The organism is Lentisalinibacter orientalis, assembly GCF_040706535.1.
In the GTDB taxonomy this organism is placed as follows: Bacteria; Pseudomonadota; Gammaproteobacteria; order Steroidobacterales; family Woeseiaceae; genus Lentisalinibacter; species Lentisalinibacter orientalis.
Map to the genome: position 1 here is coordinate 74,405 of NZ_JAPDRJ010000004.1, position 23,565 is coordinate 97,969.

The following is a 23,565-nucleotide window of genomic DNA, read 5'->3' on the forward strand; positions in this document are numbered from 1 at the left end:
GGGACCTCAGGCCAGTTCTTCGTCGACGCTGCGGCGCGAACGGGGCAGGTAGGCCTCCAGCATGCTCTCGATGATGCGCGGGTTCTGCCCCTCCTGGATGCCGATCAGCGCGTCGATGACCAGCGACTTGTGGCGCTGCTCTTCCTTGCTGCGCAGGGCCAGCTTGTCGGCTACCGGTATGGCGATCACGTTAGCGAGGATCGCGCCGTACAGCGTCGTGAGCAGAGCCACGGCCATGGCCGGGCCGATCTGCTTCGGGTCGTCCATGACGGAGAGCATCTGCACGAGGCCGATCAGCGTACCGATCATGCCCATGGCAGGGCCGACGTCGCCGATGGCCTTGAAGATGCCCTGGCCGTCGCTGTGACGCTGCAGCGTCTGGTTCAGGTCCTTGTTCAGCATGGAGCGGACCACCTCGGAGGGATGGCCGTCGATCAGGAGGCCCACGCCCATCTTCATGAACTCGTCGGGCACCTCGGCGTCTTCCAGCGCGAGGATGCCGCCCTGGCGCGCGGTCTTCGCCAGTTCGACGGATTTCTCGATGATGGCCTCGGGGTTGGGCACGCGCTGGGTGAACGCCTTCACCGCGATGCCGGTGGCGCTGAAGAACTGCTTCAGGCTGAACTTCATCATCGTCACGAGGAACGTGCCGACGAGCACGATCAGCAGCGACGGGGTATTGAGGAAGACGCCCGGCGCGCCGCCCAGGAAGATGGAGGTGATGACCACCCCGAGGGCGCCGAGCAAGCCTATCAGTGTTGCGAGATCCAACGCGTCGTCCTCCGTTCTTGTTCGGGATGCCGAAGGCGGCGCCGATCCGCGCATCCGCACGCACGCGCCGCCACGCTCCTGTGGCTACCCTCTGTATCGGCGGCGCACGGGGAATCTTTAGCCCGCGGGACGGATCCGCTACGACACCGGCCCGGCCCGGGGGCGCGTGGCGCAAGAGCATGAACCGGCACGAATTATTCCGGTCTCGAGTTGCAATCGCCTGCTGTGCACCGCACAATCGTCCGCGGTTCCGGCAGACGCCCGCTCGAGGCGCAAGGCACTGAATTGACAGGCGTGATCAGACCAGCGGCCACGGGGGCGACGACTCCGGGCCCCATTCCCCCGCGGCCCGGCAGGGGACGTCCGGCCGCGGAGGCGGCATGGTGAGCGGCGAACGGCTCATACTGGTCATCGCCGAGGACGCCGAGGCAGGGGAGACCCTGCGCGACAGCATCGAGTTTCTGGACGCGCCGGCCACGGCGCTCACGTCGCCCGAACGCTGGCGCGACAGCGCCGCCGGGCAGCGGCTGGCCGCCGTCTTCCTGCACCCCTCACTCGGGCGCGCGGCCGTCGCTCATCTGGTCGCGGAGATCGGCAGCGCGGACGCCGCGCTGCCGCTCGTGGTCGCGGGCCGCGCCGATCTGTCCGCGCTGGAGGCGGACTGCCCCGGCGCAAGGCTGTTCGGCCTGGATCTGCCCGTCGACTTCAGTCAGCTGGCCGCATTGCTGGAGGAGATCTGGGCGGGCTACAGCCGCCACCGCACCGAGCATGCGGCCGCCCGGGTCCAGTCGCGGCCGCTGGGCGAGAGCCTGGCCATGTGCGAGGCCCGGGGGCTCGCCGAGCGGGTCGCCGCCAGCGGAGCGTCCGTGCTGATACTCGGCGAGTCGGGCACCGGCAAGGAGGTGGTCGCCCGCTACATCCACGAACTCAGCGCGAGGCAGGGGCCGTTCGTCGCGGTGAACTGCGGCGCCATCCCGGGCCAGCTGCTGGAGAGCGAGCTGTTCGGCCACGAGCGCGGCGCGTTCACCGGCGCCGTGGCGCGGCGGACGGGACGCTTCGAGCAGGCGGCCGGCGGCACCATCTTCCTGGACGAGATCGGCGACATGCCGCCGGCGATGCAGGTGAAGCTGCTGCGGGTGCTGCAGGAACGCGTGATCGACCGGATCGGCGGCCTGGAGAGCATACCGGTGGACGTCAGGGTCATCGCCGCCACTCATCGTGACCTGCCCGAGGCGATCGAGGACGGCACCTTCCGCGAAGACCTTTACTACCGCCTGAACGTATTCCCGATCGAGCTGCCGCCGCTGCGCGAGCGCACAGGCGACATCCCGCTGCTGCTGGAGGAGATGGTGCGGCGGGTCGACGCGCGGCTCGGCATCCGGGTGGACTTCGAGCCGGAGACGGTGCGGGCGCTGCAGGAGTACGACTGGCCCGGCAACGTGCGGGAGCTGGCCAACCTGGTGGAACGGCTGGCGGTGGTGCGTCCCCACGGCTGCATCATGGTCGGCGACCTGCCGGCGCCGCTGCGGCGCGAGACCGCGGCGGCCGCCACGGCGCCGGCCGCCGCCGACGATCTGCCGCCGGACGGCAAGAGCCTGAAAGAGCACATGGGGGACATCGAGAGCAGCCTGATCCGCGACGCGCTGCGATCCTGCGACGGCGTCGTCGCGCAGGCGGCCAGGATGCTGGGGATGGGACGCACGACCCTGGTGGAGAAGATCCGGCGTTACGACATCGCGCTGGATGAGGCCACGATCCGGGGCGAGACCACCCACGAATAGGAGCCATTCCATGAAACTGGACAATCCCGACCTGTTGCGCAGCCGCTGCTACGTCGCCGGCGAGTGGGTCGACGCGGACGACGACGGCACCATCGCCGTCGAGAATCCCGCCACGGGCGAGAATCTCGGCACCGTGCCTGCCCTGGGCGCGGACGAGACCCGACGGGCGATCGCCGCCGCCGGGGAGGCCATGGCCGAGTGGAGCGCACGGCCGGCCGCCGAGCGTGCCGCGGTGCTGCGGCGCTGGCACGACCTGATGATGGAGCATCAGGAGGACCTGGCCGTCATCATGACGGCCGAACAGGGCAAGCCGCTGAAGGAGTCCCGCGGCGAGATCGCCTATGCCGCCGGCTTCATCGAGTGGTTCGCCGAGGAAGGCAAGCGGGTGTACGGCGACATCATCCCGTCACCCCAGGCCGGCCGCCGCCTGCTGGTGCTGAAACAGCCGGTGGGCGTGGTCGCGGCGATCACGCCGTGGAATTTCCCCGCCGCGATGATCACCCGCAAGGCGGGACCCGCGCTCGCGGCAGGCTGCACCTTCGTCTGCAAGCCCGCCTCGCAGACCCCGTACTCGGCACTGGCGCTGGCCGTGCTGGCGGAGGAGGCCGGCATCCCGGCCGGCGTGTTCAGCGTGGTCACCGGCTCGGCATCGGCCATCGGCGGCGAGATGACCGGCAACCCGACGGTGCGCAAGCTTTCGTTCACCGGTTCCACGGAGATCGGCAAGCTGCTCATGGAGCAGTGCGCCGGCACCATGAAGAAGGTGTCGCTGGAACTCGGCGGCAATGCGCCGTTCATCGTCTTCGACGATGCAGATCTCGACGCGGCCGTCGAGGGCGCCGTGGCCTCGAAGTACCGCAACACCGGCCAGACCTGCGTGTGCACGAACCGGTTCCTGGTCCAGGAATCGGTCATGGATGCCTTTGCCGACAAGCTGGCTGCCGCCGTCGACGACCTGGTGGTGGGCGACGGCCTGCAGGGCGATACCGACCAGGGCCCTCTGATCGACGAGAGCGCGGTGGAGAAGGTGGAGGAGCACATCGCCGATGCACTCGCCGGTGGCGCGGAGCTGATTACCGGCGGCAAGCGGCATGCGCTCGGCGGGCGGTTCTTCCAGCCGACCGTGGTCAAGGGCGCCACGCCCGAGATGCTGGTGGCCGGTGAGGAGACCTTCGGACCGCTGTCGCCGCTGTTCCCGTTCCGCGACGAGGCCGAGGCCATTGCCATGGCCAACGACACCCGCTTCGGGCTGGCGAGTTACTTCTACACCCGCGACCTGGCCCGCGCCTGGCGGGTCGGCGAGGCGCTGGAGTACGGGATCGTGGGCCTGAACACCGGCCTGATCTCCACGCCGGTGGCGCCGTTCGGCGGCGTGAAGGAGTCGGGCATCGGCCGCGAGGGCTCGAAGTACGGCATCGACGACTACCTCGAGATCAAGTACTTCGCCATGGCGGGGCTGGACTGACGGCTGAGGCTATTCCCGGCTCAGGCGATTACCGACAGCGCCGCAGGCACGCAGCGGATCTCGAGCCGGCTCACCGGCACGGCGGCGGCCTCGCCGTCGGCTTCCAGGGGCAGCGGCGCGGAGGTCTCGATGACGAGTTCCCGCGCGCTGAACAGCATGGCTTCCGGCGCGCTCATGTGGGTGCCCCGGATGGCCTGCGGCACCAGGGTCAGTACCCTGCGGCGGCTGAGCGGTGCGGCCACCACCACCGACAGCAGGCCGTCGTCCAGGCTGGCCGGCGGGGCGATGTGGAACAGGCCGCCGAACCAGGCGCCGTTGCAGGCGATCACCATCGACGCCGGCAGTTCCAGGCGGCGGCCGTCGGCCTCGATGCGCACATCCGCCGCGTCCACTCCGCTGCGCAGCACGAGTGCGAGGGCGGCCGGGTAGGCGAGCAGGCCGGGCAGCCAGCGTACCCGTTCGGCGGCGCGGACCACCACGCCGTCCAGCCCGATGCCGACGCTGTTGGCGAACCACTCCCCGTTACACCAGCCCACGTCGATGCGCCGCCGGCGCCGTTCCGCCAGTGCTACCGCTACCGCGGTGCAGGCGTTGCGCCAGCTCCGCGGCGTGCCCAGCGATTTGACGAAGTCGTTGCCGGTGCCGGCCGGGATCACGCCGAGGGCGAGATCCAGTTCCTGGCCGAGGATCGCGTTCACGGCCTCCCGGACCGTGCCGTCGCCCCCGGCTACGACCACCTCGCGGGCTCCGGCGGCGGCGGCTTCGCGCAACAGCGCCGCCATGTGGCCGGGCTCCCGGCTGTAGCGGGGGGCTACGGGGCGACCCGCGGCCTCCAGCAGGCGGCCTATCGCCTCGCCGTGGCGGCCGGCCGCGCCGCGCCCGGCAGCCGGGTTCACGATGAGGGGAACGGGGGGGACGGCCGTGCGGGCGGTCCTGTCGTTCGCCGGGTCGCTGCTCATGACGCTCTCTGCCGAACCGCCCCTGCCGATGGATGCCCGGCAGCTTACACGCTTCGCCGCGCACCGGCTGCATGAAGCCGGCGCGCGGCCACGCTATCATGCGCCACTTTGGCAGCTGACGGAGTCGGGATGGAACGGGAGACGGGCAGGCTTTTCGAAGTCGATATCCACTCGCTCAGCATCGATCGCTACGAAGGCCTGGCCGCATCGGGGCTGCTTGCGGATCTCCGTACCGAGGCCGCGCGGCTCGCTCGGGCGCTGGAGGGCCGGGTCTTCTGGCACCTCAATTCCACGGCGGAGGGCGGCGGGGTCGCCGAGATGCTGCCCTCGCTGCTCGGCTACTGCCGCCACTTCGACATCGACTCCCGCTGGCTGGTCGTCGGCGGCAATCCCGCGTTCTTCCGGGTGACGAAGCGCCTGCACCACGGGCTGCACGGCGAGCCGGGGGACGGCACGCCCCTGGACGACGAGGCCCGGCGCATCTACGAGGAGACCCTCGAGGACAATGCGGCGGAACTGCTGGCCCTGGTGAAGCCCGGCGACGTCGTCCTGCTGCACGATCCGCAGACCCTGGGGCTGGCCCGCTACCTGGTCGAGCACGGGGCCGCCGTCGCCTGGCGCTGCCACATCGGCCACAGTGACTGGAACGAGGAATACGACCGGGCCTGGCGCTTCCTGAGCCCTTATCTCGCCTATCCCAGCCGGTTCGTGTTCTCCCGTCAGGCCTACGTGCCGCCGATCGTCGACCGGGAGCGCACCGTCATCATCCCGCCGAGCATCGACGCTTTCACGCCCAAGAATCAGGGCATGAGCGACGACGCGGTGCGCACGCTGCTGGTGCATGCCGGCCTGGTGTCGGGCCCGCTCCCGGCGGCGCCGGACTACGAGTTCTTCCGCAGCGACGGCAGCCGCGGCCGCGTGGACCGGCACGCGGATCTCATCCGCTGCGGTCAGCCGACGCCGCCGGACGTCCCCATGGTGGTGCAGGTCTCGCGCTGGGATCCCCTGAAAGACCCCTGCGGCGTCATCGAGGGCTTCGCCGCCTGGCTGGGTCACGGCGGCGACGGCGGCGCCGAGCTGGTGATGGTGGGACCCAGCGTGACCGGCGTGGCCGACGATCCGGAAAGCATCGAGGTCTTCCACGAGGTGTTCCGGGTCTGGCGTGAGCTGCCCCACGCCCAGCGCAGCCGCATCCACCTGGCCATGCTGCCGATGGTCGACGTGGAGGAGAACGCCGCCATGGTGAACGCCATCCAGCGCCACGCGGCCGTCATCGTGCAGAAGAGCCTGCACGAGGGCTTCGGGCTTACGGTGACCGAGGCCATGTGGAAGGGCAGGGCTGTGCTCGCGACCCGGGTGGGCGGCATACAGGACCAGATCGACGACGGCCGCCACGGCCTGCTGCTCGACGACCCCCGCGACCTGGCGTCGTTCGCCGGGCTGCTGGATCGCCTGGTCGGCGACAGCGAGCTGCGGGAGGGGCTCGGTGCCGCCGCCAGGGAACGGGTGAGCGAGCGCTTCCTCGAGCCGCGCAGTGTCGCCGATCACCTGCGCCTCGCCGGGGAGCTGCTGGAGGCGGTGCGCTGAACGCCCGGCTGCCGGCGGACCTGGTCTATGCCGCCGCCCTGTTCGCGGTCGCCGTCACGGCGATCGTCGCGGCGGCGGTGGCAACGGGCGCCTCCATAAGCGCGGACGAGCTGCCGCTGGCAGGGTTTTTCCTGCTGTTCGGGCTGTTCACGATCACGGTGGGTTATCCCCATCCGACCTTCGGCCACGTCTCCTTCGATCGGGTGGCCCAGGTGTCCAGCCTGCTCCTGCTGGGGCCGGTCGATGCCGCCATCATCAACGGCCTGGCCTCTCTCCTGTGGCCGCTGCAGCGCTTACGCCGCGGCGGTATCCGTCGGGCGGTCACGGCCTCCCTGCACAATGCGGGCCTGATGTCCCTGATGATCCTGGTCGCGGGGCTGCTCTACGTCAGGCTCGGCGGCCCGGTGCCACTGACGGCCGTCGACTGGCGCAGCGCCGCCCTGATCGTGCTGCTGGCGCTGGCGATGCAGGCCATCAACGAGATCGGCATGCGCATCTATGTCAGCCTGCGCGGCATGGCCACGGCGGGGATGTTCAGCGCCTTCCAGACGATGATCGAGATCGGCTCGGTGCCGGCCGCCGTCCTGGTGGCGATCGTCTTCGGCCGCATGGAGGTGGCCGTCATCATGATCCTGCTGTTCGTGCTCTCGCTGGGCATGCTGGCGCTGAAGGAGTTCGCGGATATGCGCCAGCGGCTGGAGGCGCTGGTGGAGGAGCGCACCCGCGAACTCAGGGCCAAGACCCTGGAGCTCGAGCGGCAGGCGACCCGGGACAAGCTCACCGGACTGTTCAACCGGCGCTATGCCGACGGCTTCGTCGACGGCCAGCTCGAGCTCGCGGAGCGCGTGGGGCGTCCGCTGGGCGTGGTCCTGGCCGACGTCGACCATTTCAAGCTGATCAACGACACGCATTCGCACGCCGTGGGCGACGCGGTGCTGGAGCGCCTGTCGCGTCTGCTCGAGTCTCATTGCCGGGAGACCGACATGGTCGCCCGTTACGGCGGCGAGGAATTCCTGATCTGTCTGCCCGCCACGGACGCGGAGGCGGCTGTGCGCGTCGGCGAGGCCATCCGCGCGGCGGTCGCGGCGCTGGACTGGTCCGATCTGGCGCCGTCGCTCAGCGTGACCGTCAGCATCGGAGTCGCTGCCAGCGGACGGGGGAAAGACCGGGCCGCCGTCCTCGGCAGGGCGGACGCGAACCTGTACCGGGCCAAGCGCGCGGGGAGAGATCGCGTCGTGGGCTGACGGCCCGGCGCACCATGGCCGTGCAAGATCGGCTCCCATACGTATATACTGCGCCCACAATCACAATGCGGGCCGCTGCAGCGGCGGTGCGGACAAGGCGGGAGACCTCACATGGCGATAGCGGATCTCAGTAGCGTACTGAAGATTTTCGGCGGCTCGGAGCCGACCGAGGAAGAGCGGCGCACCCTGTTCAAGGAAGTGCTGCTGATGACCCTCTCCCGGGCCACGAGCGCCGACGCCAATATCGATCCGGCCGAGGTGGACACGGTGCAGACCATCCTCAAGCGCATGCTGGACGAGGACATCCACGCCGCCGACATCCGCGTCGCGGCCAAATCCGAAATCTACGAGAACGCCCCGCTGCCCGACTATCTGTCCAGCGTGGCGAAGCGGCTGCAATCGTCGGAGCGGGTCGCCATCGCCAAGGCGCTCGCCGACGTCATCCACAGCGACTGCCGCATCAGCGAGCGCGAGGTGAACTTCTTCGACATGGTGGCGAAGGCGCTGAAGATCACCCCGGCCGAACTGGCCGGCATCATCGCCAGCTAGTGTCCTGTCACTAGGCATTCGCCGGGGGCGCCGGCCCGCCGGCGGTCAGCGCCGACCAGAATGCCCGCACCAGCCGGTCGCCGAGCCGCTTGCGGCGCGCGAACAACCCCACCTCGAAAGGCGCCAGCGCGGGGCGTGCGTCAACCTGCCGCACCCTGCCGGCCAGCGGGCTGTTCTCCAGCACGATCAGCGGCACGACACCCACGCCGCCGCCGAGCCCGACCATGCTGACGATGGCCTCGTTGCCGGCTGCCTGGGCCAGTACCTGGGGCCGTATCCCCTTGTCCCGGAACCAGCGCTCGACCCGCTCCCGGGCGAGTCCCCGCTCGGGCAGTATCATGGGCACCGAGGCCCAGTCGGCGGGCCGCATGCGCGGCTTCAGGAATCGATCCACGTCCGGGTCTTCACGGGAAGCGATGAACACCAGCGGTGAGACGGCCATGGGTTCGAAGGCAAGGGCGGCTGGCAGGCGCTCCGGGCGGGCCCCGATGGCCAGATCCTCGTCGCCTGCACGCACCCGGGCGACGGCCTGCTCCGGGTCGCCGGTGTGCACCGTGATCCGTACCCGCCGATGGCGCCGCCGGAACTCGGCGACCGGGTCGTAAAGAAAGCTGTAGCTGGCCGTGACCGAGCAGTAGATGCTGATCTCGCCGGTCAGCTCGTCGCTGTCGGCGGCCAGACCGGCGCGCAGCGCCTCCCACTGCTCCAGCGTCTCGCGGGCCCACGTCCGGAAGCGCTCGCCCGCCGGGGTGAGGCTGACGCTGCGGTTGTCCCGCTCGAACAGCCGGACGCCGAGTTCCTCCTCCAGACCGCTGATGATGCGGCTGAGCGTCGACGGACTCATGTGGCAGGCCCCGCTGGCCCGCCCGTAGTGCAGCGTGTCGGCCAGGCTCAGGCAGGCACGCAGGCTGCGGTCGTCCATGCCGGTTCCTTCATTGCAAAAAACGCAATACAAGATTTTAAATATTTCATTTCAGAAAATACACTCGTTGCACTATGGTGCCCCCATCCCGCGCAGGAGGGNGTAGTGCAGCGTGTCGGCCAGGCTCAGGCAGGCACGCAGGCTGCGGTCGTCCATGCCGGTTCCTTCATTGCAAAAAACGCAATACAAGATTTTAAATATTTCATTTCAGAAAATACACTCGTTGCACTATGGTGCCCCCATCCCGCGCAGGAGGGCCTTCAGGCCCGATCCGGTTTATTGGATCGGGCCTGAAGGCCCTCCTACATATCATCACATGCCTCCACATCAGCGACAGGAGCCCGCCATGAACATCTACTACGACAAGGACTGCGACCTCTCCATCATCCAGGGCATGAAAGTGTCCGTGATCGGCTACGGCTCCCAGGGCCACGCCCATGCTCTCAACCTGCAGGACTCCGGTGTCGACGTCACCGTGGGGCTGCGGGAGGGTTCCTCCTCCGTCGCGAAGGCCGAGAAGGCAGGGCTGCGGGTGCAGAGCGTGGCCGAGGCCGTGTCCGGCGCCGATCTGGTGATGATGCTGGCGCCGGACGAGTCCATGGCGGCGCTGTACCGGGACCAGGTCGAGCCGAACCTGAAGCAGGGCGCCACCCTCGCTTTCGCCCACGGCTTCGTCATCCATTACAACCAGGTGGTGCCGCGGGCGGATCTCGACGTCGTCATGATCGCGCCGAAGGCGCCCGGCCACACGGTGCGCAGCGAGTTCGCCAAAGGCGCCGGCATCCCGGATCTCGTGGCCATTTTCCAGGATGCGAGCGGTCGGGCGAAGGACGTCGCGCTGTCTTATGCCTGCGGCATCGGCGGCGGCCGCACGGCGATCATCGAGACCACCTTCCGCGACGAGACGGAGACCGATCTCTTCGGCGAGCAGACCGTGCTCTGCGGCGGCTGCGTGGAGCTGGTCAAGGCCGGCTTCGAGACGCTGGTCGAGGCGGGCTACGCACCGGAACTCGCCTACTTCGAGTGCCTGCACGAGCTGAAGCTGATCGTCGACCTGATGTACGAGGGCGGCATCGCCAACATGAACTACTCCATCTCCAATAACGCGGAGTACGGCGAGTACTTCACCGGCAAGGAAGTCATCAACGAGCAGTCCCGGGCCGCGATGCGCAATGCCCTGGATCGCATCCAGAGCGGCGAGTACGCCAAGTCGTTCATCGCCGAAGGCGCCATGAACTATCCGTCCATGACGGCGCAACGGCGCAACACCGAGGCACACCTCATCGAGACCACCGGCGCCCGCCTTCGGGAGATGATGCCCTGGATCACGGCCAACCGGCTGGTGGACCGGGAGAAGAACTGACGCGCAGACCGGCACGGTCATCCGGTCCGTCCACGGCTGACGCCGCCCTGCGGCGGCGTTACATTGTGGGCATAGCCACCGACCGGAGCGAACGATGGGACACCTGAAGCCCCGTACCGAACTCGCGACCCACGAGGTCATCAACCAGGCGCCACCGCTGGAGGGCGTCAACTGCTACGAGAACGACATCGCGCTGAAGGAGGCCGTGAGCCGTAGCGGCGCGGCCTGGATGGATGCGGAACTCGGCCGGCTGGGCGCGCGAGTCGGCTCGGCCGAGGTCCAGGACTGGGCGGCGCGGGCGAATGCCAGTCCGCCGGTGCTGAAGGCCTTCGACCGCTACGGCCAGCGCATCGACGAGGCGGACTTCCATCCCGACTACCACCGGCTGATGGCGCTGGGGCTCGAGAGCGGTGTGAGCTCGGTGGCCTGGACGGCGGAGCGGGGCGGGCACGTGGCGCACTCGGCGCTGATGTACGTCCTGAGTCAGGCGGACCAGGGCGTGTGCTGCCCGTTTTCGATGACCTACGCCTGCATCCCCACGCTGCGCCATCAGCCGGACCTGGCGGCCGAGTGGGAGCCGCGGGTGACGGCGGCGGCCTACGATCCCCGCTGCCTCCCGGCCGGGGAGAAGCGGGGCGTCACCCTCGGCATGGCGATGACCGAGAAGCAGGGCGGCTCCGACGTGCGCGCGAATACCACCCGTGCCGTGCCGCTCGGCGCGGACGGGGAGTACGAACTCGTTGGCCACAAGTGGTTCTGCTCGGCGCCGATGAGCGACGGCTTTCTCACGCTGGCGAAGACCGAGGCCGGCCTGTCCTGCTTCTTCGCGCCGAAGTGGCGCCCGGACGGTACGCGCAACACCATCCAGGTGGTGCGGCTGAAGGACAAGCTGGGCGACCGCTCGAACGCCTCCAGCGAGATCGAATATCACAACGCGTGGGCGCGGATGGTGGGCGAGGAAGGCCGCGGCGTGCGCACCATCATCGAGATGGTGCAGGGCACCCGCCTCGACTGCATGGTGGGCTCGACGGCCATCATGCGCGCCGCGCTGTCCCAGGCGCTCTGGCACGCCGGGCACCGGCGCGCCTTCGGCCCGCGGCTGGTGGAGCACCCGGCCATGGCCCAGGTGCTCGCGGATCTGGCGCTGGAGCAGGAGGCGGCGCTCGCCATGAGTTTCCGGGTGGCCCGCGCGTTCGACGATGCCCCGCACTCGGAGCATGCCGCCGCCATCGCGCGCATCCTCACGCCGATCGCGAAGTACTGGATCTGCAAGCGCACGCCGGCCCTCGTCTACGAGGCCATGGAGTGTCTCGGCGGCGCCGGCTACGTGGAGGAGTCGCCGATGCCGCGCTACTTCCGCCAGTCGCCGCTGAACAGCATCTGGGAAGGCTCCGGCAACGTGATCGCGCTGGATACCCTGCGCGCCATCCAGCGCGACCCGGGCGTGCTGGAAGCGCTGTTCGCGGAACTGGACGACGCCCGCGGCGCCGACCGCCACCTCGACGGCCTGATCCACACGGTCACCACGTTGAACGTGAAAGAAGCGCTGGGCGAAGCCACGGCGCGGCATTTCGTCGAGTCGCTGGCGCTCGCATGCCAGGCGGCGGAGCTCTTCCGCGTCGCGCCGCCGATCGTGGCCGAGGGTTTCGCCGCCACCCGCCTGCGCTCCGAGCGGGGCTATACCTGGGGCGCCTTCGCGCCGGGGCTGGACCTCGATGCGCGCGGGCTGATCGAGCGTGCGTCGCCCCTGAGTGCCTGACATGAGTGCCTGACATGAGTGCCTGAGTTGAGCACCTGATACACGGCCCATTGCCGTGTTATGTTGATAGGCAGCGCCGAGGCGCTTTGATGCACCGCGACACAGGGAGTCTGCCATGGCGACGGACATCGGACCGGACACGAGACCGGAAATGGAGGCGGGGCCGCTCAGCTGGCGGCAGGACGGGAACGGAGCCCTCACGGAGATTCCGCTCGCGCGGGTCACCCGGCGGGACGTCCTCGCCGGCATCGCGGCGGGCACGGGCTTCGCGTTCGCGCTGTCGCTGACGGGCTGCGCGCGGGCCGACCAGACGGCCGGCGGCCTCAGCGACGTGCGGGGCGGAGACGCCACGCCGAGCCTGTTCATCAGCATCGATAAAGACGGTACCGTCACGGTGACCTGTCACCGCTCCGAGATGGGTCAGCAGACCTGGACGGCAATGGCCCAGATCATGGCCGACGAACTCGAGGCCGACTGGAGCCGCATCGAGGTGGTGCAGGCTATCGGTCATCCGAAATACGGCGACCAGAACACCGACGGCTCGCGCTCCGTGCGCCGCAACCTCACCCGCCTGCGCTATGCGGGCGCCGGCATGCGCCACATGCTGGAGACGGCGGCGGCGAACCGTTGGGGCGTGCCGGCGGAAGAGTGCAGCGCGCAGCTGCACCAGGTGGTGCACGGGCCCAGCGGACGCACCCTCGGCTACGGCGAGCTGGCCGCGGACGCCGCCGGTCTCGATATTCCCGACAAGGACGCCGTCCGGCTGAAGGACCGCAGCGACTGGCGCTACATCGGCAAGGACGTCGCGTCCCTCACGGTCCCCGACATCGTGGTCGGCAAGGGCACCTTCGGCATCGACGTACAGGTGCCCGACATGGTCTACGCGGTCATCGCCCGCCCGCCGGTGGTGTTCGGCAGCGTGAAGAGCGTGAACGACGAGAAGGCGCTGGAGGTGCCCGGCGTGCTGCGTACCGTGCGGCTGGATTCGCCCGAACCGCCGGCGGCCTTCAAGCCCCTCGGCGGCGTCGCGGTCATCGCCGACAACACCTGGTCCGCCCTGCAGGGTCGCGAGGCGCTGGAGATCGAGTGGGAGGCGGGCCCGAACGGTGACTACGACTCCGACGCCTTCCGGGAGCAGCTCCTGGAGACGGCCCGCAAGCCCGGCCAGGTGCGGCGCAGCCGCGGCGACGTAAAGAAGGCGCTCGAATCGGCGGCGAAACGGGTATCCGCCGACTACTACGTGCCGCATCTGTCCCAGGCACCCATGGAGCCGCCGGCGGCCACCGCGCGCTGGGACGGCGACAAGTGCGAGGTCTGGGCCTGCGTACAGGCGCCCCAGGCCACCCGGTCCGCGGTCGCGGGGGCGCTGGACGTCGACCCGGAGCAGGTGATCGTGACGCCGACCTGGCTCGGCGGCGCGTTCGGCCGCAAGTCCAAGCCGGACTTCGCCGTGGAAGCCGCACTGCTCGCGCGGGAGATCGGCAGGCCGGTGAAGGTCACCTGGAGCCGGGAGGACGACCTCAAGCACGGCTACTTCCACTCGGTGAGCGGCCAGCACATGGAGGGCGGCCTGGACGAGGAGGGCCGCTGCACGGCGTTCCTGCACCGCACCGTATTTCCGCCCATCCCGTCGACGTTCCAGAAAGGCGTCACGGAGCCCTCCTGGGGCGAGCTGCGCCTGGGCGCCTCGGACAACCCCTTCATCGTGCCGAACCTGCAGCTGGAGACCGGGCCGGCCGAGGCGAAGGTGCGCATCGGCTGGTTGCGCTCGGTGGCGAATGTCTATCACGCCTTCGCCATCCAGAGCTTCGCCGCCGAACTCGCGGCGGCCGCCGGCCGCGACCAGAAGGACTTCCTGCTGGAACTGATCGGACCGCCGCGGATCGTGGACCCGCGGGAGGAGGGCGCCGAGTACGACAACTACGGCGACCCGTTCGAGGAATACCCCATCGATACCGGCCGGCTGGCCAACGTGACCAAGATGGCCGCCGAGATGGCCGGCTGGGGCCGCACGATGGGCAGCGGCGGGGGCCTGGGCATCGCCGCGCATCGCTCCTTCCTGGCCTACGTGGCCACCGTGGTCGAGGTGAAGGTGGACGACGAGGGCCGGCTCACCATACCAGGCGTCTGGTCCGCCATCGACGCCGGTACCGTGGTGAATACGCGCCACGTGGAGGCGCAGATGGAAGGCGGCTGCCTGTACGGGCTCTCCAACGCGCTGTACGGCGAGATCACCGCCAAGAACGGCGTCATCCAGCAGGAGAACTTCCCCTCCTGGCGCATCATGAAGATGAGCGAGGCGCCGCGGAACTTCGAGGTGAAGATCATGGAGTCCGACGCCCCGCCGTGCGGGGTGGGCGAGCCGCCGACGCCGCCGGCCGCCCCGGCACTCACCAACGCCATCTACGCCGCCACCGGCAAGCGTATCCGCCGCCTGCCCGTCTTCGGGCCGAATGCGGACAGCCTGGACAGCCTCAGCAGCGGGAGTGAACAGTCATGAGCACCAAACTGACCGTCAACGGTGAATCCGTCGAACTCGACGTCCCGAGCGAGATGCCGCTGCTGTGGGCACTGCGCGACCGGCTGCAGCTCACCGGCACGAAGTACGGCTGCGGCATCTCCCAGTGCGGCGCCTGCGTCGTCTACGTGGACGGCAGGGCGCGGCGCGCCTGCGTGACCCCGGTGGGCAGTGTCGCCGATTCGAGCGTCACCACCATCGAGGGCGTCCAGGGCCCCGAGGCCGAAGCCGTCCGCGCAGCCTGGCAGGCGATAGACGTGCCCCAGTGCGGCTATTGCCAGTCCGGCCAGATCATGTCCGCGGTCGATCTGCTGAAGAAGAATCCGAAGCCGAGCGACAAGGACATCGACGAGGCCATGGACGGCAACCTCTGCCGCTGCGCCACCTACGTGCGCATCCGACGCGCCATCAAGGACGCGGCCGCCTCGCTGGGCTGACTGGGACGGGACCGGGATGCCACGGAGGGGCGTCTGCGCAGCCGTCTGCGTGTTGTCGCTGGCCGCGCTGCTCGGCGGCTGCGGCGACGGAGAAGTCGCGCAGCCGAGGCCGAACGAGGTCGCCGCGGGTACCCCGACCGTGAGCGAGGAAGCGGCCGCGCGTCTGCGGCGCGGCCACTACGCCGACGTGCACGACCTCAAGCAGGCCGTGTCGCTGCCGACCGCCTTCGCTCGCTCGGAAGCGCTGCATGCACTCGCCGGCCGTGCCGGCGAGAAGAGAGTGGCGGCCCTGATCGACGAAGTGGCCGAGATCGCCGATCCGGCGCAGCGCCGGCTGGCTCGCCGGGTGCTTTATCTGCGCTTCACAGAACTCGATGCCGAACCGGCCGCGCGCCGGGCGGCGGCGGAATCGCCGCCGGAAGCGCACGAGCTTTTGCAGGCGCTGTTCGGCGACTGGGCGCGCCGCGACCTGGACGGCGCGCTGGCGGGGCTGCAGACGTTCTCCCGCGAGACGGACCTGCAGCGCTCGGCTGCGACGGGCATCGTCAACGCCCATGCGTGGCGCGGCAGTCATCGCGCAGCCGCCGTACTGTCACGGTTGCCGGAGGCTTTGCGGACGCCGCACGTCCAGGGCAGCGCTGTCGCGGCTAACGCGGAAAGCGATCCGGCAGGCGCTTTCGAGCGGGCGCTGGAACTGGAGGATCGGGAGGCCCGCGAGACGGCGCTTTCTCTGATCGTCCGAACCTGGGCGGAGGCGGATCCGGAGGCCGCGTTCGCGCGAGTGAGGCAGCTCGATGACGGCCGCTTGCGAAATGCGGTCATGGCGCCCGCCACGCACGCATGGGCCAAACAGGATCCGGAGGGTCTGTGGGACGCGGCCCGGCGTGAGGATAATCAACGACTCCGCACACAAATGCAGACCGCTGCGCTCGGGACACTTGTTGTGGAGGACACGGATCGTGCACTGGAGCTCGCCGCCGGACTCCCCGCCAGCGCGCGGCAGGGCGCCTACTACTCGATGCTGAGCCTGCTCGCGCAGACCGCGCCGGAGCGTGCCGCCGACGCCGTCCTCGGCATCGCCGAGCCCCAGGTGCGCAAACGGGTAGCGCGGTCGATCATCGGGACGCTGGTGTCGCGGGACATCGACGAGGCGCTAGTCTGGGCCGAGCGAGTGGAGGGTGAGCGGGGCGACATTTGGCTGATGGTGCTGCGTCAGGCGGCACGAAGCGATCCGCTGGTCGGACTGAACCGTGCCGCCGCGCTGGGTGACCCGGATGAACGAGCCCGGGCGCTGATGGTGGCTATCAGCGGCGCTGCGGATACCGATCCCGACCTGGCTGCCGGTTACATTGCGGAGCTGCCCGCCGGGCCGAAGCGCAGCCAGGCTGTGCTGAGCCTGGTGAACGGGCTTGCCACTGCGGACCCCCGGGCCGCGATGGAATTCGCGCTGGCGCGACCGGCGGACGAGCGAGAGAAGCTGCTCCGGCAAGTATCCGGTCGCATCGTCACGACCCATCCGGAGATCGCCGCCCAGTATTTGGCCCGCCTGAACGGGAAGGAGCGTACAGCCTGGCTGACGGCGATGGCGAACCAGAAGAGTGCCGATGATCCGGCCATCGCGGCCGCCTGGCTCGAGGGCTATCAGGGCGACCCCGACTTCGACCGGATTGCCACGGCATTGACCGGCGGGATGAGCCGGAATGACCCCGAGACGGCCCTGGCCATCGCCCGGCGCATCGGCGACGAGACTCTGCGCAGCCATGCTCTGGCCCGCGTCGCCGGTGCGATGGCGAGCGCCGCGCCCGAGAATGCCATCGCCATCTACGAGCGCATGCCGGCGCAGGACCGCTCGCCCCAGCTCGTCGAGCAGATGGTACGACCGATGGTTCGAGCCGACCCGCAGCGGACGGAGCAATGGGTCGGCTCGTTCAGTGAGACCTCGCTGCGGGACAGCGGCTACTCTGCCCTGGCCGTGGGCATCGGGGACCTCGACCGCAGCCTGGACTATGTGCGGCGCATCACCACCGACGAAATGAAGATGCGCGCGCTGGCGCCCCTGCTCCTGCAGAACGGCCGCGATCCGGAGACGGTGGACCGCATTCTCGGCGGTGCGGGCCTCTCTCCCGAGGTCGCCGAGGAACTGCGGGACGAGATGCGACGCCGCTTTCCCATGGGCCTGCCCCGCTGAACCGGACCATGCTGTTCGGCCGCCGCTCCTACAACACCCTGCAGGCTCAGACCCTGCACTATTTCGCGCGTCCCCACGCGAAGATCCGCCGCAAGCCGATTACGGGTCCGGCGGCCTGGCGCGGCAGCGACCTACGCCCTAGTGACTGGACCCACGAGTTGACGCCGGCGGAAGTCGACGAGATTCGTGCGGCCGTGAACGTTGTCGCGGCCCGCGGCCTCGAGCTGCGACGGTTGCGACGGCAGGACTTCCCGCTGCCCCTGCTGGCGCCACGCATCGACGAGTGGCGCCGGGAGCTGGCCGACGGCCGGGGCTTCCAGCTGATCCGCGGTGTGCCGGTCGCGGACTGGAGCGAGGACGAGGCCGGGACCTTCTTCTGGGCGTTCGGCCTGCACCTGGGCATCCCCGGCACCCAGAATCCGGAAGGCGATCTGCTCGGCCACGTCATCGACACGCGCTCCGCCGCTGACCGGGACTCGGGGCGCTATTACAAGACGGCGAAGAACATTGCCTACCATTGTGACGCGGCCGACGTGGTCGGACTGCTGTGCCTGCGCAAGGCGAAGTCCGGCGGTCTCAGCCGCATCGTGAGTTCGGTGACGGTCTACAACGAGCTGCTGTCACGGCGGCCGGACCTGGTGGAACGTCTCTACCGGCCCTTCCACCTGGATACCCACGGCGAGGGTGGCGTGCGCACGGTGCCGATCGAGCCCTGCCGTTACCACGGCGGGCACCTGCGCACCTTCTACCACAGCGACTATTTCCGCTCGGCGTTCGACTACGAGCACGTGCCGTCGATGAGCGAGGCGGAGCGTGAACTGCTGGGTCTCTACGAGAGCATCGCCGAGGACCCCGACAACCGCCTGGACATGGATCTCGCGCCCGGGGACATCCAGCTGGTCTCCAATCACACCGTGCTGCACGCACGCACGGCCTACGAGGATTACGCGGCCCCGACCGAGCGGCGCCACCTGCTCAGGCTGTGGCTGTCGCTGCCGGGCAGCAGCCGCGGCCGGCTGTCACGCCTCTCCGGCCGCTTGCGTCTGCTCGCGCGGGTGGCGCCGCAAAGGCTGCAGGCGCGACTGCGAGGCGCCCCGCCGCGATCCGTGTGATCGGCGCGGGTGGCGTCGACCGGCTCGGCCGGTCCGGCTCCGATCGTCTCAGCGCGCGGCCGTCGCGGTTGCCGCCTCCCGCCGCCAGATCGTCTCGCCCTCCTTGAGGGTCTCGAGCACGGTCAGATCCATCAGTTCCTCCGGCGGGATCGTCAGCGGGTTGCGATCGACGATGACCAGATCGGCCAGCTTGCCGGCTTCGATGGTGCCCTTGCGCGCTTCCTCGAACAGCTGCCGTGCGGCGCTGCTCGTGATGGCCTCCAGCGCCTGCCGGGCCGTCACGCGCTGTTCCGGCCCGAGCACCCGGCCCGAACGGGTCAGCCGATTCACCTGGCTGTAGAGGATCATGCGGCTGTTCGGCGGCGTCACCGGCGCGTCGTTGTGGCTGGTGTAGACGATGCCACGCTCGAGCGCCGAACGGGCAGGTGAGATGCGCACCGCGCGCTCCGGCCCGAGCACGCTGTCCCGGTGCCAGTCGCCCCAGTAGAACGTGTGCACGGACATGAACGAGGGGATCACGCCGAGTTCCGCCATGGCGTCCAGCTGGTCCTCGCGCGCGGTCTGGGCGTGGATGGCCACCGGCCGGCGGTCACCCGGCCCGAGCGCTTCGGTGGCCTTGCCGACGGCCGCCAGGAACTGATCGATGGCGGCGTCGCCGTTGACGTGGGTCAGCACCTGCCAGCCATTCTCGAAGGCCCGGCGCACCTCGGTCGCGAGGTAGTCGTCCTCGAGCTGGGGATAGCCCCGGTAGTCCTCGTCCTGACCGTGGGGCGGCACGTGGTAGGGCAGGCTCAGCCAGGCCGTCTTCGCCTGGGGCGAGCCGTCCAGCGACAGCTTGATGCCCGGGATGCGGAGGTGATTCTCGTATCGGCGTGAGGCGTTTTCCATGAGGCCGTCGAACTCCGCGGCGTCGCGCGCGAAGGTGGGGTCCGGGTAGACGTCGATGTCCAGCTTCAGCAGGCCGCCGCTTGCCGCGGCCTGCAGGGCACGCACGTTGGCCGGGAGGGCGCGGCCTTCCTGGGCCGTCGTGAAGCCGGCGGCTGCGTAGGATTCCTGGGCGGCAGCCACCATGGCGGCGAAGCTCTCCGGGTCCTCGGGCAGCGGGAGCTTGTCGAGAGTGGCGAAGAAGGCGGTCTCCTCCAGCACGCCGTCCGGCTCGCGGCCGTCCGGCTTGCGGCGGATCACGCCGCCGGGCGGGTCCTCGCTCGCGGCGGTGATGCCGAGAGCCTCGAGACCCGCGCTGTTGACGACGGCGACGTGGCCCGACTGGTGGATCAGCAGCACCGGCATGTCGGAGATCATCGCGTCGAGGTCGGCGGCGGTGGGATGGCGCTGCTCGTCGAGTTGGGCATCGTCGTAGCCCATGCCGACGATCCAGCCCATCTTCGCCGCCTGGTCGCTGTCCCGGTGGGCCTCGAGTGCGGCGGCCATGGTGGCGAAGTCGGTGACCCCGCCGTCCGGCGGCGGCAACAGGCTTGCGGACTGGGCGAGGAAGCCCACCTGCAGGAAATGGCCGTGGGCATCGATGAAGCCGGGGAGCACCGTGCGGCCGCCGAGGTTCCTGACCAGCGTGCCGGTGCCCTCCCAGACGGCCGCGATGTCCTCGGCCGTGCCCACGGCCTGGATTCTGCCATCCCGGATCGCGACGGCGCCGGCTTCGAGAGTCGGGCCCGTAAGGGTGACGATAATGCCGCCGCTCAGGATCAGGTCGGCCGGTTCGGCGCCGGCGGCCGCGTCGGTGGCGGTTCCGGCGTCCGGTTCCGGCGACGGGCCGCAACCCCAGGCGAGGGTGGCCAGCGCCGCCGTGGCGGCGAGGCGGCTGGTGAGTCTGAAAACGGTCGGCGTCATCGGCTGGCTCCCCTGCGGCGATATCCCGGACGGCAGTATAGGCGAGCGACCGACGTTTCAGGAGCCGTTCGGCGTATCGTCGGCGTCGCGCTCCCGGTTACGGCCCAGGGACAGCAGGCGTCGCACGGTCTGCTCGCCGAACCAGATCGGCACGATGAACGAGCCCAGCGCCACCAGCCGCAGCGTTGAGAAGAGGGCGTCGAAGATGTCGTCGCTCACCGGCATCGTCAGCGGGAAGCTGAACTCGACGACGCCCGGTTCCGACCGCCGCACTTCCAGACCCTCGGTATGCCGCTCCAGCAACTCGCGCACGTCCGGGTTGTCGGCGAGCGCCACCGAGCGGATGCGGCGGATGCCCCGCTCGGCTGCCGCGCCGGCGATACGTTCCAGCAGACGCTTGCCGACACCGCGGTGCTGCCAGTCGTCCACCACCACGATGGAGATCTCCGCCGTCTCCGGATCCGACGTGCTGCGGACGAAGCGGGCGACGCCGATGCCCTGCGCTTCGCCGTCGGGCGCGCCGGCGGGGAGCATGGCACCCAGGGCGTAGTGATCCGTGCCGTCGAACTCGGTGAGGTAGCGCAGTTCCTCGTCGCTGAGGCCGGTCTTGCTCGTGAAGAAGCGCCGGCGCCGGGATTCCGGCGAGAGGCGGGTGAACCCCTCCGCCAGCATCGCCTTGTGCCAGGGCTGCACGGCGCGGAACTCGATGAGCGTGCCGTCATCGAGCGTGAGCCGTTCCCGGTAATCCCGCGTGTACTTCATGGCCGAATGCTATCAGCAACCGTGTTGCCATCTCGTTGCGGAGACGTGGCGGCGGATCCGTAGAAGCCGCAGTTGACAACAAGACACGAAATAAGAAGGATTCGCATTTGCATCTGGAACCACCGCAAGAGGAGCGACGATGACTTCATCCATGACCCGCCCCGGGCTACTGGCATGCCTCATCCTGGCGGCAGGAACAGGCACGCCCGAATCCGCGGCCGCGCAGTCCGGTAACGACGCCGCGGAGGGCGCGATCGAGGAGATCGTGGTCAGCGCCAGCCGCGTCCAGCAGCCGGCGACCGCCATTCCCGGCACGCTGACCATCCTGGATGCCGAGACCATCGAGCTCCAGTCGGCCATCAGCGACGATCTCGCCAGCGTACTGTCCAACTCGGTGCCCGGGTTCGCGCCCAGCTCCCAGAAGCTCACCGGGCGCAGCGAGACCCTGCGCGGCCGCAACCCGTTGTACCTGATCGACGGCGTCCCCCAGCACAACGCCCTGCGGGACGGCCAGCGCGACGGCCACACCATCGACCTGGCGTTCATCGAGCGCATCGAGGTGATCAACGGCTCGAATGCCATCCAGGGCGTCGGCGCCACCGGAGGCGTCGTGAACACGGTGACCCGCGCGCCGGTGTCCGGGGATGCCTGGCAGACCGATCTGCGGGCTCGCCTCACGACGGCGGACGACCTGGATTCCGACGCCTACGGCTACAAGATCGCGGCCACCACCGGTCGCGGCAGCGACGCGTTCGACTTCATCGTCGGCTTCGCGTACCACGACCGGGGACTGTTCCTCGACGCGGACGGGGACCCGGTGGGCCTTTATCCCACCCAGGGCGACATCATGGACTCGACCTCGCTCGGCCTGTTCGGCAAGGGTGAATGGCGGGTGACCGACGACGCCACGCTGACCCTGCTGGTCAACGACTACGACCTGGAGCGCAACGGCGATTTCCGCAGCGTGCCCGGCGACCGGGCGGCGGGTATTCCGACCGGCACCGAAGAGGGCGACCCCTCCGCAGAGGTGGGTGACCCGGCCCGTAATGAGGTGACGACCGTCTCGCTGACCTGGCGCCAGGACGCCGTGCTGGGCGGCAGCCTCGAAGCCCAGGTCTACGATCAGAGTTACTCCGCGCTGTTCGAGGGCGGCACCTTCGGCGACTTCTTCCGCCTCACACCGGACGGCGGGCCGTTTCTGGACCAGTCGGAGATCGTCTCGGACAAGAATGGTCTGAAGACCACCTGGAACCGCGCGTTCGTCGACCCCGACCTCAACTTTACGGCGGGCGTGGACTGGTTCCGCGACGACTCGGCCCAGGAACTGGCGCGCAGCGGCCGCGAGTGGGTGCCGGAGACCCGGTTCGAGACCGTCTCGCCGTTCCTGCAGCTGGGCTGGACCATCAACGAGGTTTTCACGCTCTCCGGCGGCGCGCGGCAGGAGAACGCGAGTCTGGAGGTGGACGACTACACCACCATCGCCTCGGCCGGCAGCACCTTCGTGGCAGGCGGCGAGCCCGAGTTCGACGAGACCCTGTTCAACGCCGGCGCAATCTGGCGGCTGACGGATAGCTGGACGCTGTATGCGGCCGCTGCGGAAGCCTTCACCATGCCGGACGTCGGCCGTGTACTGCGCGGCGTCTCCACCCCCGGCCTGGACGTGGACAGCCTGCTCGCGGTGGAGCCGATCGTCACCGACAACACCGAGGTGGGCGTGGAATACGGCGACGGCCGGCTGACGGCCCGCGCCACCTACTACGAATCCACCGCCGACAACGGTGCACGGCTCCTCAGCAACGAGGCCGGTATCTTCGAGGTGGAACGCCAGCGCACCGAGATCGACGGTATAGAGCTCGCCCTGGACTACGCGGTCAGCGACACGCTCAGCGTCGGGGCGAACTACAGTCGCATCGACGGCCGCTTCGATTCCGACGGCGACGGCTCCGTGGACAGCGACCTGGACGGCCTGAACATCGGGCCGGACCGCCTGAACGTCTACGCCGAAGGCCGTTTCCGCGACGACATCCGCTGGCGGCTGCAGGCGGCGCGGCTGGAAGACCGCAGCTTCGACGGCCCGGGCGCGCCCGCGGACGCCGCCGACTTCGACGGCTATACCCTGGCCGATGCCTTCGTGAGCTGGAAGTCGGACTACGGGGTCTTCTCCGTGGCCGTCGAGAACCTGCTGAACGAGGACTATTTCACCTATTTCGCGCAGACCGAGCCCTTCCAGCGGTCCGATACCTATTTCGCCGGCAACGGCCGCACGCTGACCTTCGGGTGGCAACGGGCGTTCTGAGCGC

Annotated in this window: 17 protein-coding genes; 12 read left to right on the forward strand and 5 right to left on the reverse strand. The window is 69.4% G+C overall.

Annotated elements, in window-relative coordinates; translation table 11 throughout:
* Positions 1-6: 6 nt before the first annotated feature.
* Entirely contained in the window at positions 7-771 is a 765-nt protein-coding gene (gene pomA / locus ACJMK0_RS14335; protein ID WP_405239205.1) for a flagellar motor protein PomA, read from the reverse strand.
* Between the two features lie 380 nt (positions 772-1,151).
* On the opposite strand from pomA, the gene ACJMK0_RS14340 reads away from it, so the two are divergent.
* Positions 1,152-2,552 (forward strand): sigma-54 interaction domain-containing protein, encoded by a 1,401-nt coding sequence (locus ACJMK0_RS14340; protein WP_405239207.1) that lies wholly within the window; start codon positions 1,152-1,154, stop codon positions 2,550-2,552.
* 10 nt (positions 2,553-2,562) lie between these two features.
* Positions 2,563-4,017, forward strand: a complete 1,455-nt coding sequence (locus tag ACJMK0_RS14345; protein WP_405239209.1) for an NAD-dependent succinate-semialdehyde dehydrogenase — start codon at positions 2,563-2,565, stop codon at positions 4,015-4,017.
* Between the two features lie 20 nt (positions 4,018-4,037).
* Here ACJMK0_RS14345 and ACJMK0_RS14350 read toward each other — a convergent pair whose 3' ends face one another.
* Positions 4,038-4,976, reverse strand: a complete 939-nt coding sequence (locus ACJMK0_RS14350; protein WP_405239211.1) for a diacylglycerol/lipid kinase family protein — start codon at positions 4,974-4,976, stop codon at positions 4,038-4,040.
* A 129-nt stretch (positions 4,977-5,105) separates the two neighbouring features.
* Here ACJMK0_RS14350 and ACJMK0_RS14355 point away from each other — a divergent pair, with 129 nt between their 5' ends.
* The 3 genes from ACJMK0_RS14355 (at position 5,106) to ACJMK0_RS14365 (ending at position 8,356) form a co-directional block, all read left to right on the forward strand.
* Positions 5,106-6,563 carry a glycosyltransferase gene (locus ACJMK0_RS14355; RefSeq protein WP_405239213.1) on the forward strand — a complete coding sequence of 486 codons (1,458 nt, stop codon included), beginning with the start codon at positions 5,106-5,108 and terminating at the stop codon, positions 6,561-6,563.
* A 77-nt stretch (positions 6,564-6,640) separates the two neighbouring features.
* Entirely contained in the window at positions 6,641-7,807 is a 1,167-nt protein-coding gene (locus tag ACJMK0_RS14360) for a GGDEF domain-containing protein (RefSeq protein ID WP_405239215.1), read from the forward strand.
* A gap of 111 nt (positions 7,808-7,918) precedes the next feature.
* Complete coding sequence (locus ACJMK0_RS14365) at positions 7,919-8,356, forward strand: TerB family tellurite resistance protein (RefSeq protein WP_405239216.1); 438 nt, start codon at positions 7,919-7,921, stop codon at positions 8,354-8,356.
* A 10-nt stretch (positions 8,357-8,366) separates the two neighbouring features.
* Here ACJMK0_RS14365 and ilvY read toward each other — a convergent pair whose 3' ends face one another.
* Positions 8,367-9,278 (reverse strand): HTH-type transcriptional activator IlvY, encoded by a 912-nt coding sequence (ilvY, locus tag ACJMK0_RS14370; protein WP_405239218.1) that lies wholly within the window; start codon positions 9,276-9,278, stop codon positions 8,367-8,369.
* 346 nt (positions 9,279-9,624) lie between these two features.
* Here ilvY and ilvC point away from each other — a divergent pair, with 346 nt between their 5' ends.
* From ilvC to ACJMK0_RS14400, 6 genes are all read left to right on the forward strand, one after another.
* Positions 9,625-10,641: a ketol-acid reductoisomerase gene (ilvC, locus tag ACJMK0_RS14375; protein WP_405239220.1), complete on the forward strand. Its 1,017-nt coding sequence runs from the start codon at positions 9,625-9,627 to the stop codon at positions 10,639-10,641.
* A gap of 94 nt (positions 10,642-10,735) precedes the next feature.
* Positions 10,736-12,400, forward strand: coding sequence for an acyl-CoA dehydrogenase family protein (locus ACJMK0_RS14380; protein WP_405239222.1), 1,665 nt, complete (start codon positions 10,736-10,738; stop codon positions 12,398-12,400).
* Between the two features lie 151 nt (positions 12,401-12,551).
* Entirely contained in the window at positions 12,552-14,900 is a 2,349-nt protein-coding gene (locus ACJMK0_RS14385) for a xanthine dehydrogenase family protein molybdopterin-binding subunit (RefSeq protein WP_405239681.1), read from the forward strand.
* Positions 14,897-15,355 (forward strand): (2Fe-2S)-binding protein, encoded by a 459-nt coding sequence (locus tag ACJMK0_RS14390; RefSeq protein ID WP_405239224.1) that lies wholly within the window; start codon positions 14,897-14,899, stop codon positions 15,353-15,355. The genes ACJMK0_RS14385 and ACJMK0_RS14390 overlap by 4 nt, the downstream gene beginning before the upstream one ends.
* Before the next feature lie 49 nt (positions 15,356-15,404).
* Entirely contained in the window at positions 15,405-17,543 is a 2,139-nt protein-coding gene (locus ACJMK0_RS14395; RefSeq protein WP_405239225.1) for a hypothetical protein, read from the forward strand.
* An 8-nt stretch (positions 17,544-17,551) separates the two neighbouring features.
* Entirely contained in the window at positions 17,552-18,655 is a 1,104-nt protein-coding gene (locus ACJMK0_RS14400; RefSeq protein WP_405239227.1) for a TauD/TfdA family dioxygenase, read from the forward strand.
* A 48-nt stretch (positions 18,656-18,703) separates the two neighbouring features.
* Here the strand turns inward: ACJMK0_RS14400 and ACJMK0_RS14405 are convergent, their stop codons facing one another.
* A complete protein-coding gene (locus tag ACJMK0_RS14405) occupies positions 18,704-20,503 on the reverse strand; it encodes an amidohydrolase (RefSeq protein ID WP_405239229.1) in 1,800 nt (599 codons plus the stop codon).
* A gap of 57 nt (positions 20,504-20,560) precedes the next feature.
* Positions 20,561-21,265: a GNAT family N-acetyltransferase gene (locus ACJMK0_RS14410; protein ID WP_405239230.1), complete on the reverse strand. Its 705-nt coding sequence runs from the start codon at positions 21,263-21,265 to the stop codon at positions 20,561-20,563.
* 139 nt (positions 21,266-21,404) lie between these two features.
* On the opposite strand from ACJMK0_RS14410, the gene ACJMK0_RS14415 reads away from it, so the two are divergent.
* Positions 21,405-23,561: a TonB-dependent receptor gene (locus ACJMK0_RS14415; RefSeq protein WP_405239232.1), complete on the forward strand. Its 2,157-nt coding sequence runs from the start codon at positions 21,405-21,407 to the stop codon at positions 23,559-23,561.
* Positions 23,562-23,565: the final 4 nt, after the last annotated feature.

Bases quoted from the DNA above. Each gene is read 5' to 3' on its own strand.
- ACJMK0_RS14400 (WP_405239227.1), top strand. From the start codon at position 17,552: ATGCTGTTCGGCCGCCGCTCCTACAACACCCTGCAGGCTCAGACCCTG.
- ACJMK0_RS14380 (WP_405239222.1), top strand. From the start codon at position 10,736: ATGGGACACCTGAAGCCCCGTACCGAACTCGCGACCCACGAGGTCATC.
- ACJMK0_RS14355 (WP_405239213.1), top strand. From the start codon at position 5,106: ATGGAACGGGAGACGGGCAGGCTTTTCGAAGTCGATATCCACTCGCTC.
- ACJMK0_RS14385 (WP_405239681.1), top strand. From the start codon at position 12,552: ATGGAGGCGGGGCCGCTCAGCTGGCGGCAGGACGGGAACGGAGCCCTC.
- ACJMK0_RS14410 (WP_405239230.1), bottom strand. From the start codon at position 21,265: ATGAAGTACACGCGGGATTACCGGGAACGGCTCACGCTCGATGACGGC.
- ilvC (WP_405239220.1), top strand. From the start codon at position 9,625: ATGAACATCTACTACGACAAGGACTGCGACCTCTCCATCATCCAGGGC.
- ACJMK0_RS14350 (WP_405239211.1), bottom strand. From the start codon at position 4,976: ATGAGCAGCGACCCGGCGAACGACAGGACCGCCCGCACGGCCGTCCCC.
- ACJMK0_RS14365 (WP_405239216.1), top strand. From the start codon at position 7,919: ATGGCGATAGCGGATCTCAGTAGCGTACTGAAGATTTTCGGCGGCTCG.
- ilvY (WP_405239218.1), bottom strand. From the start codon at position 9,278: ATGGACGACCGCAGCCTGCGTGCCTGCCTGAGCCTGGCCGACACGCTG.
- ACJMK0_RS14390 (WP_405239224.1), top strand. From the start codon at position 14,897: ATGAGCACCAAACTGACCGTCAACGGTGAATCCGTCGAACTCGACGTC.
- ACJMK0_RS14345 (WP_405239209.1), top strand. From the start codon at position 2,563: ATGAAACTGGACAATCCCGACCTGTTGCGCAGCCGCTGCTACGTCGCC.
- ACJMK0_RS14415 (WP_405239232.1), top strand. From the start codon at position 21,405: ATGACTTCATCCATGACCCGCCCCGGGCTACTGGCATGCCTCATCCTG.
- ACJMK0_RS14340 (WP_405239207.1), top strand. From the start codon at position 1,152: ATGGTGAGCGGCGAACGGCTCATACTGGTCATCGCCGAGGACGCCGAG.
- ACJMK0_RS14405 (WP_405239229.1), bottom strand. From the start codon at position 20,503: ATGACGCCGACCGTTTTCAGACTCACCAGCCGCCTCGCCGCCACGGCG.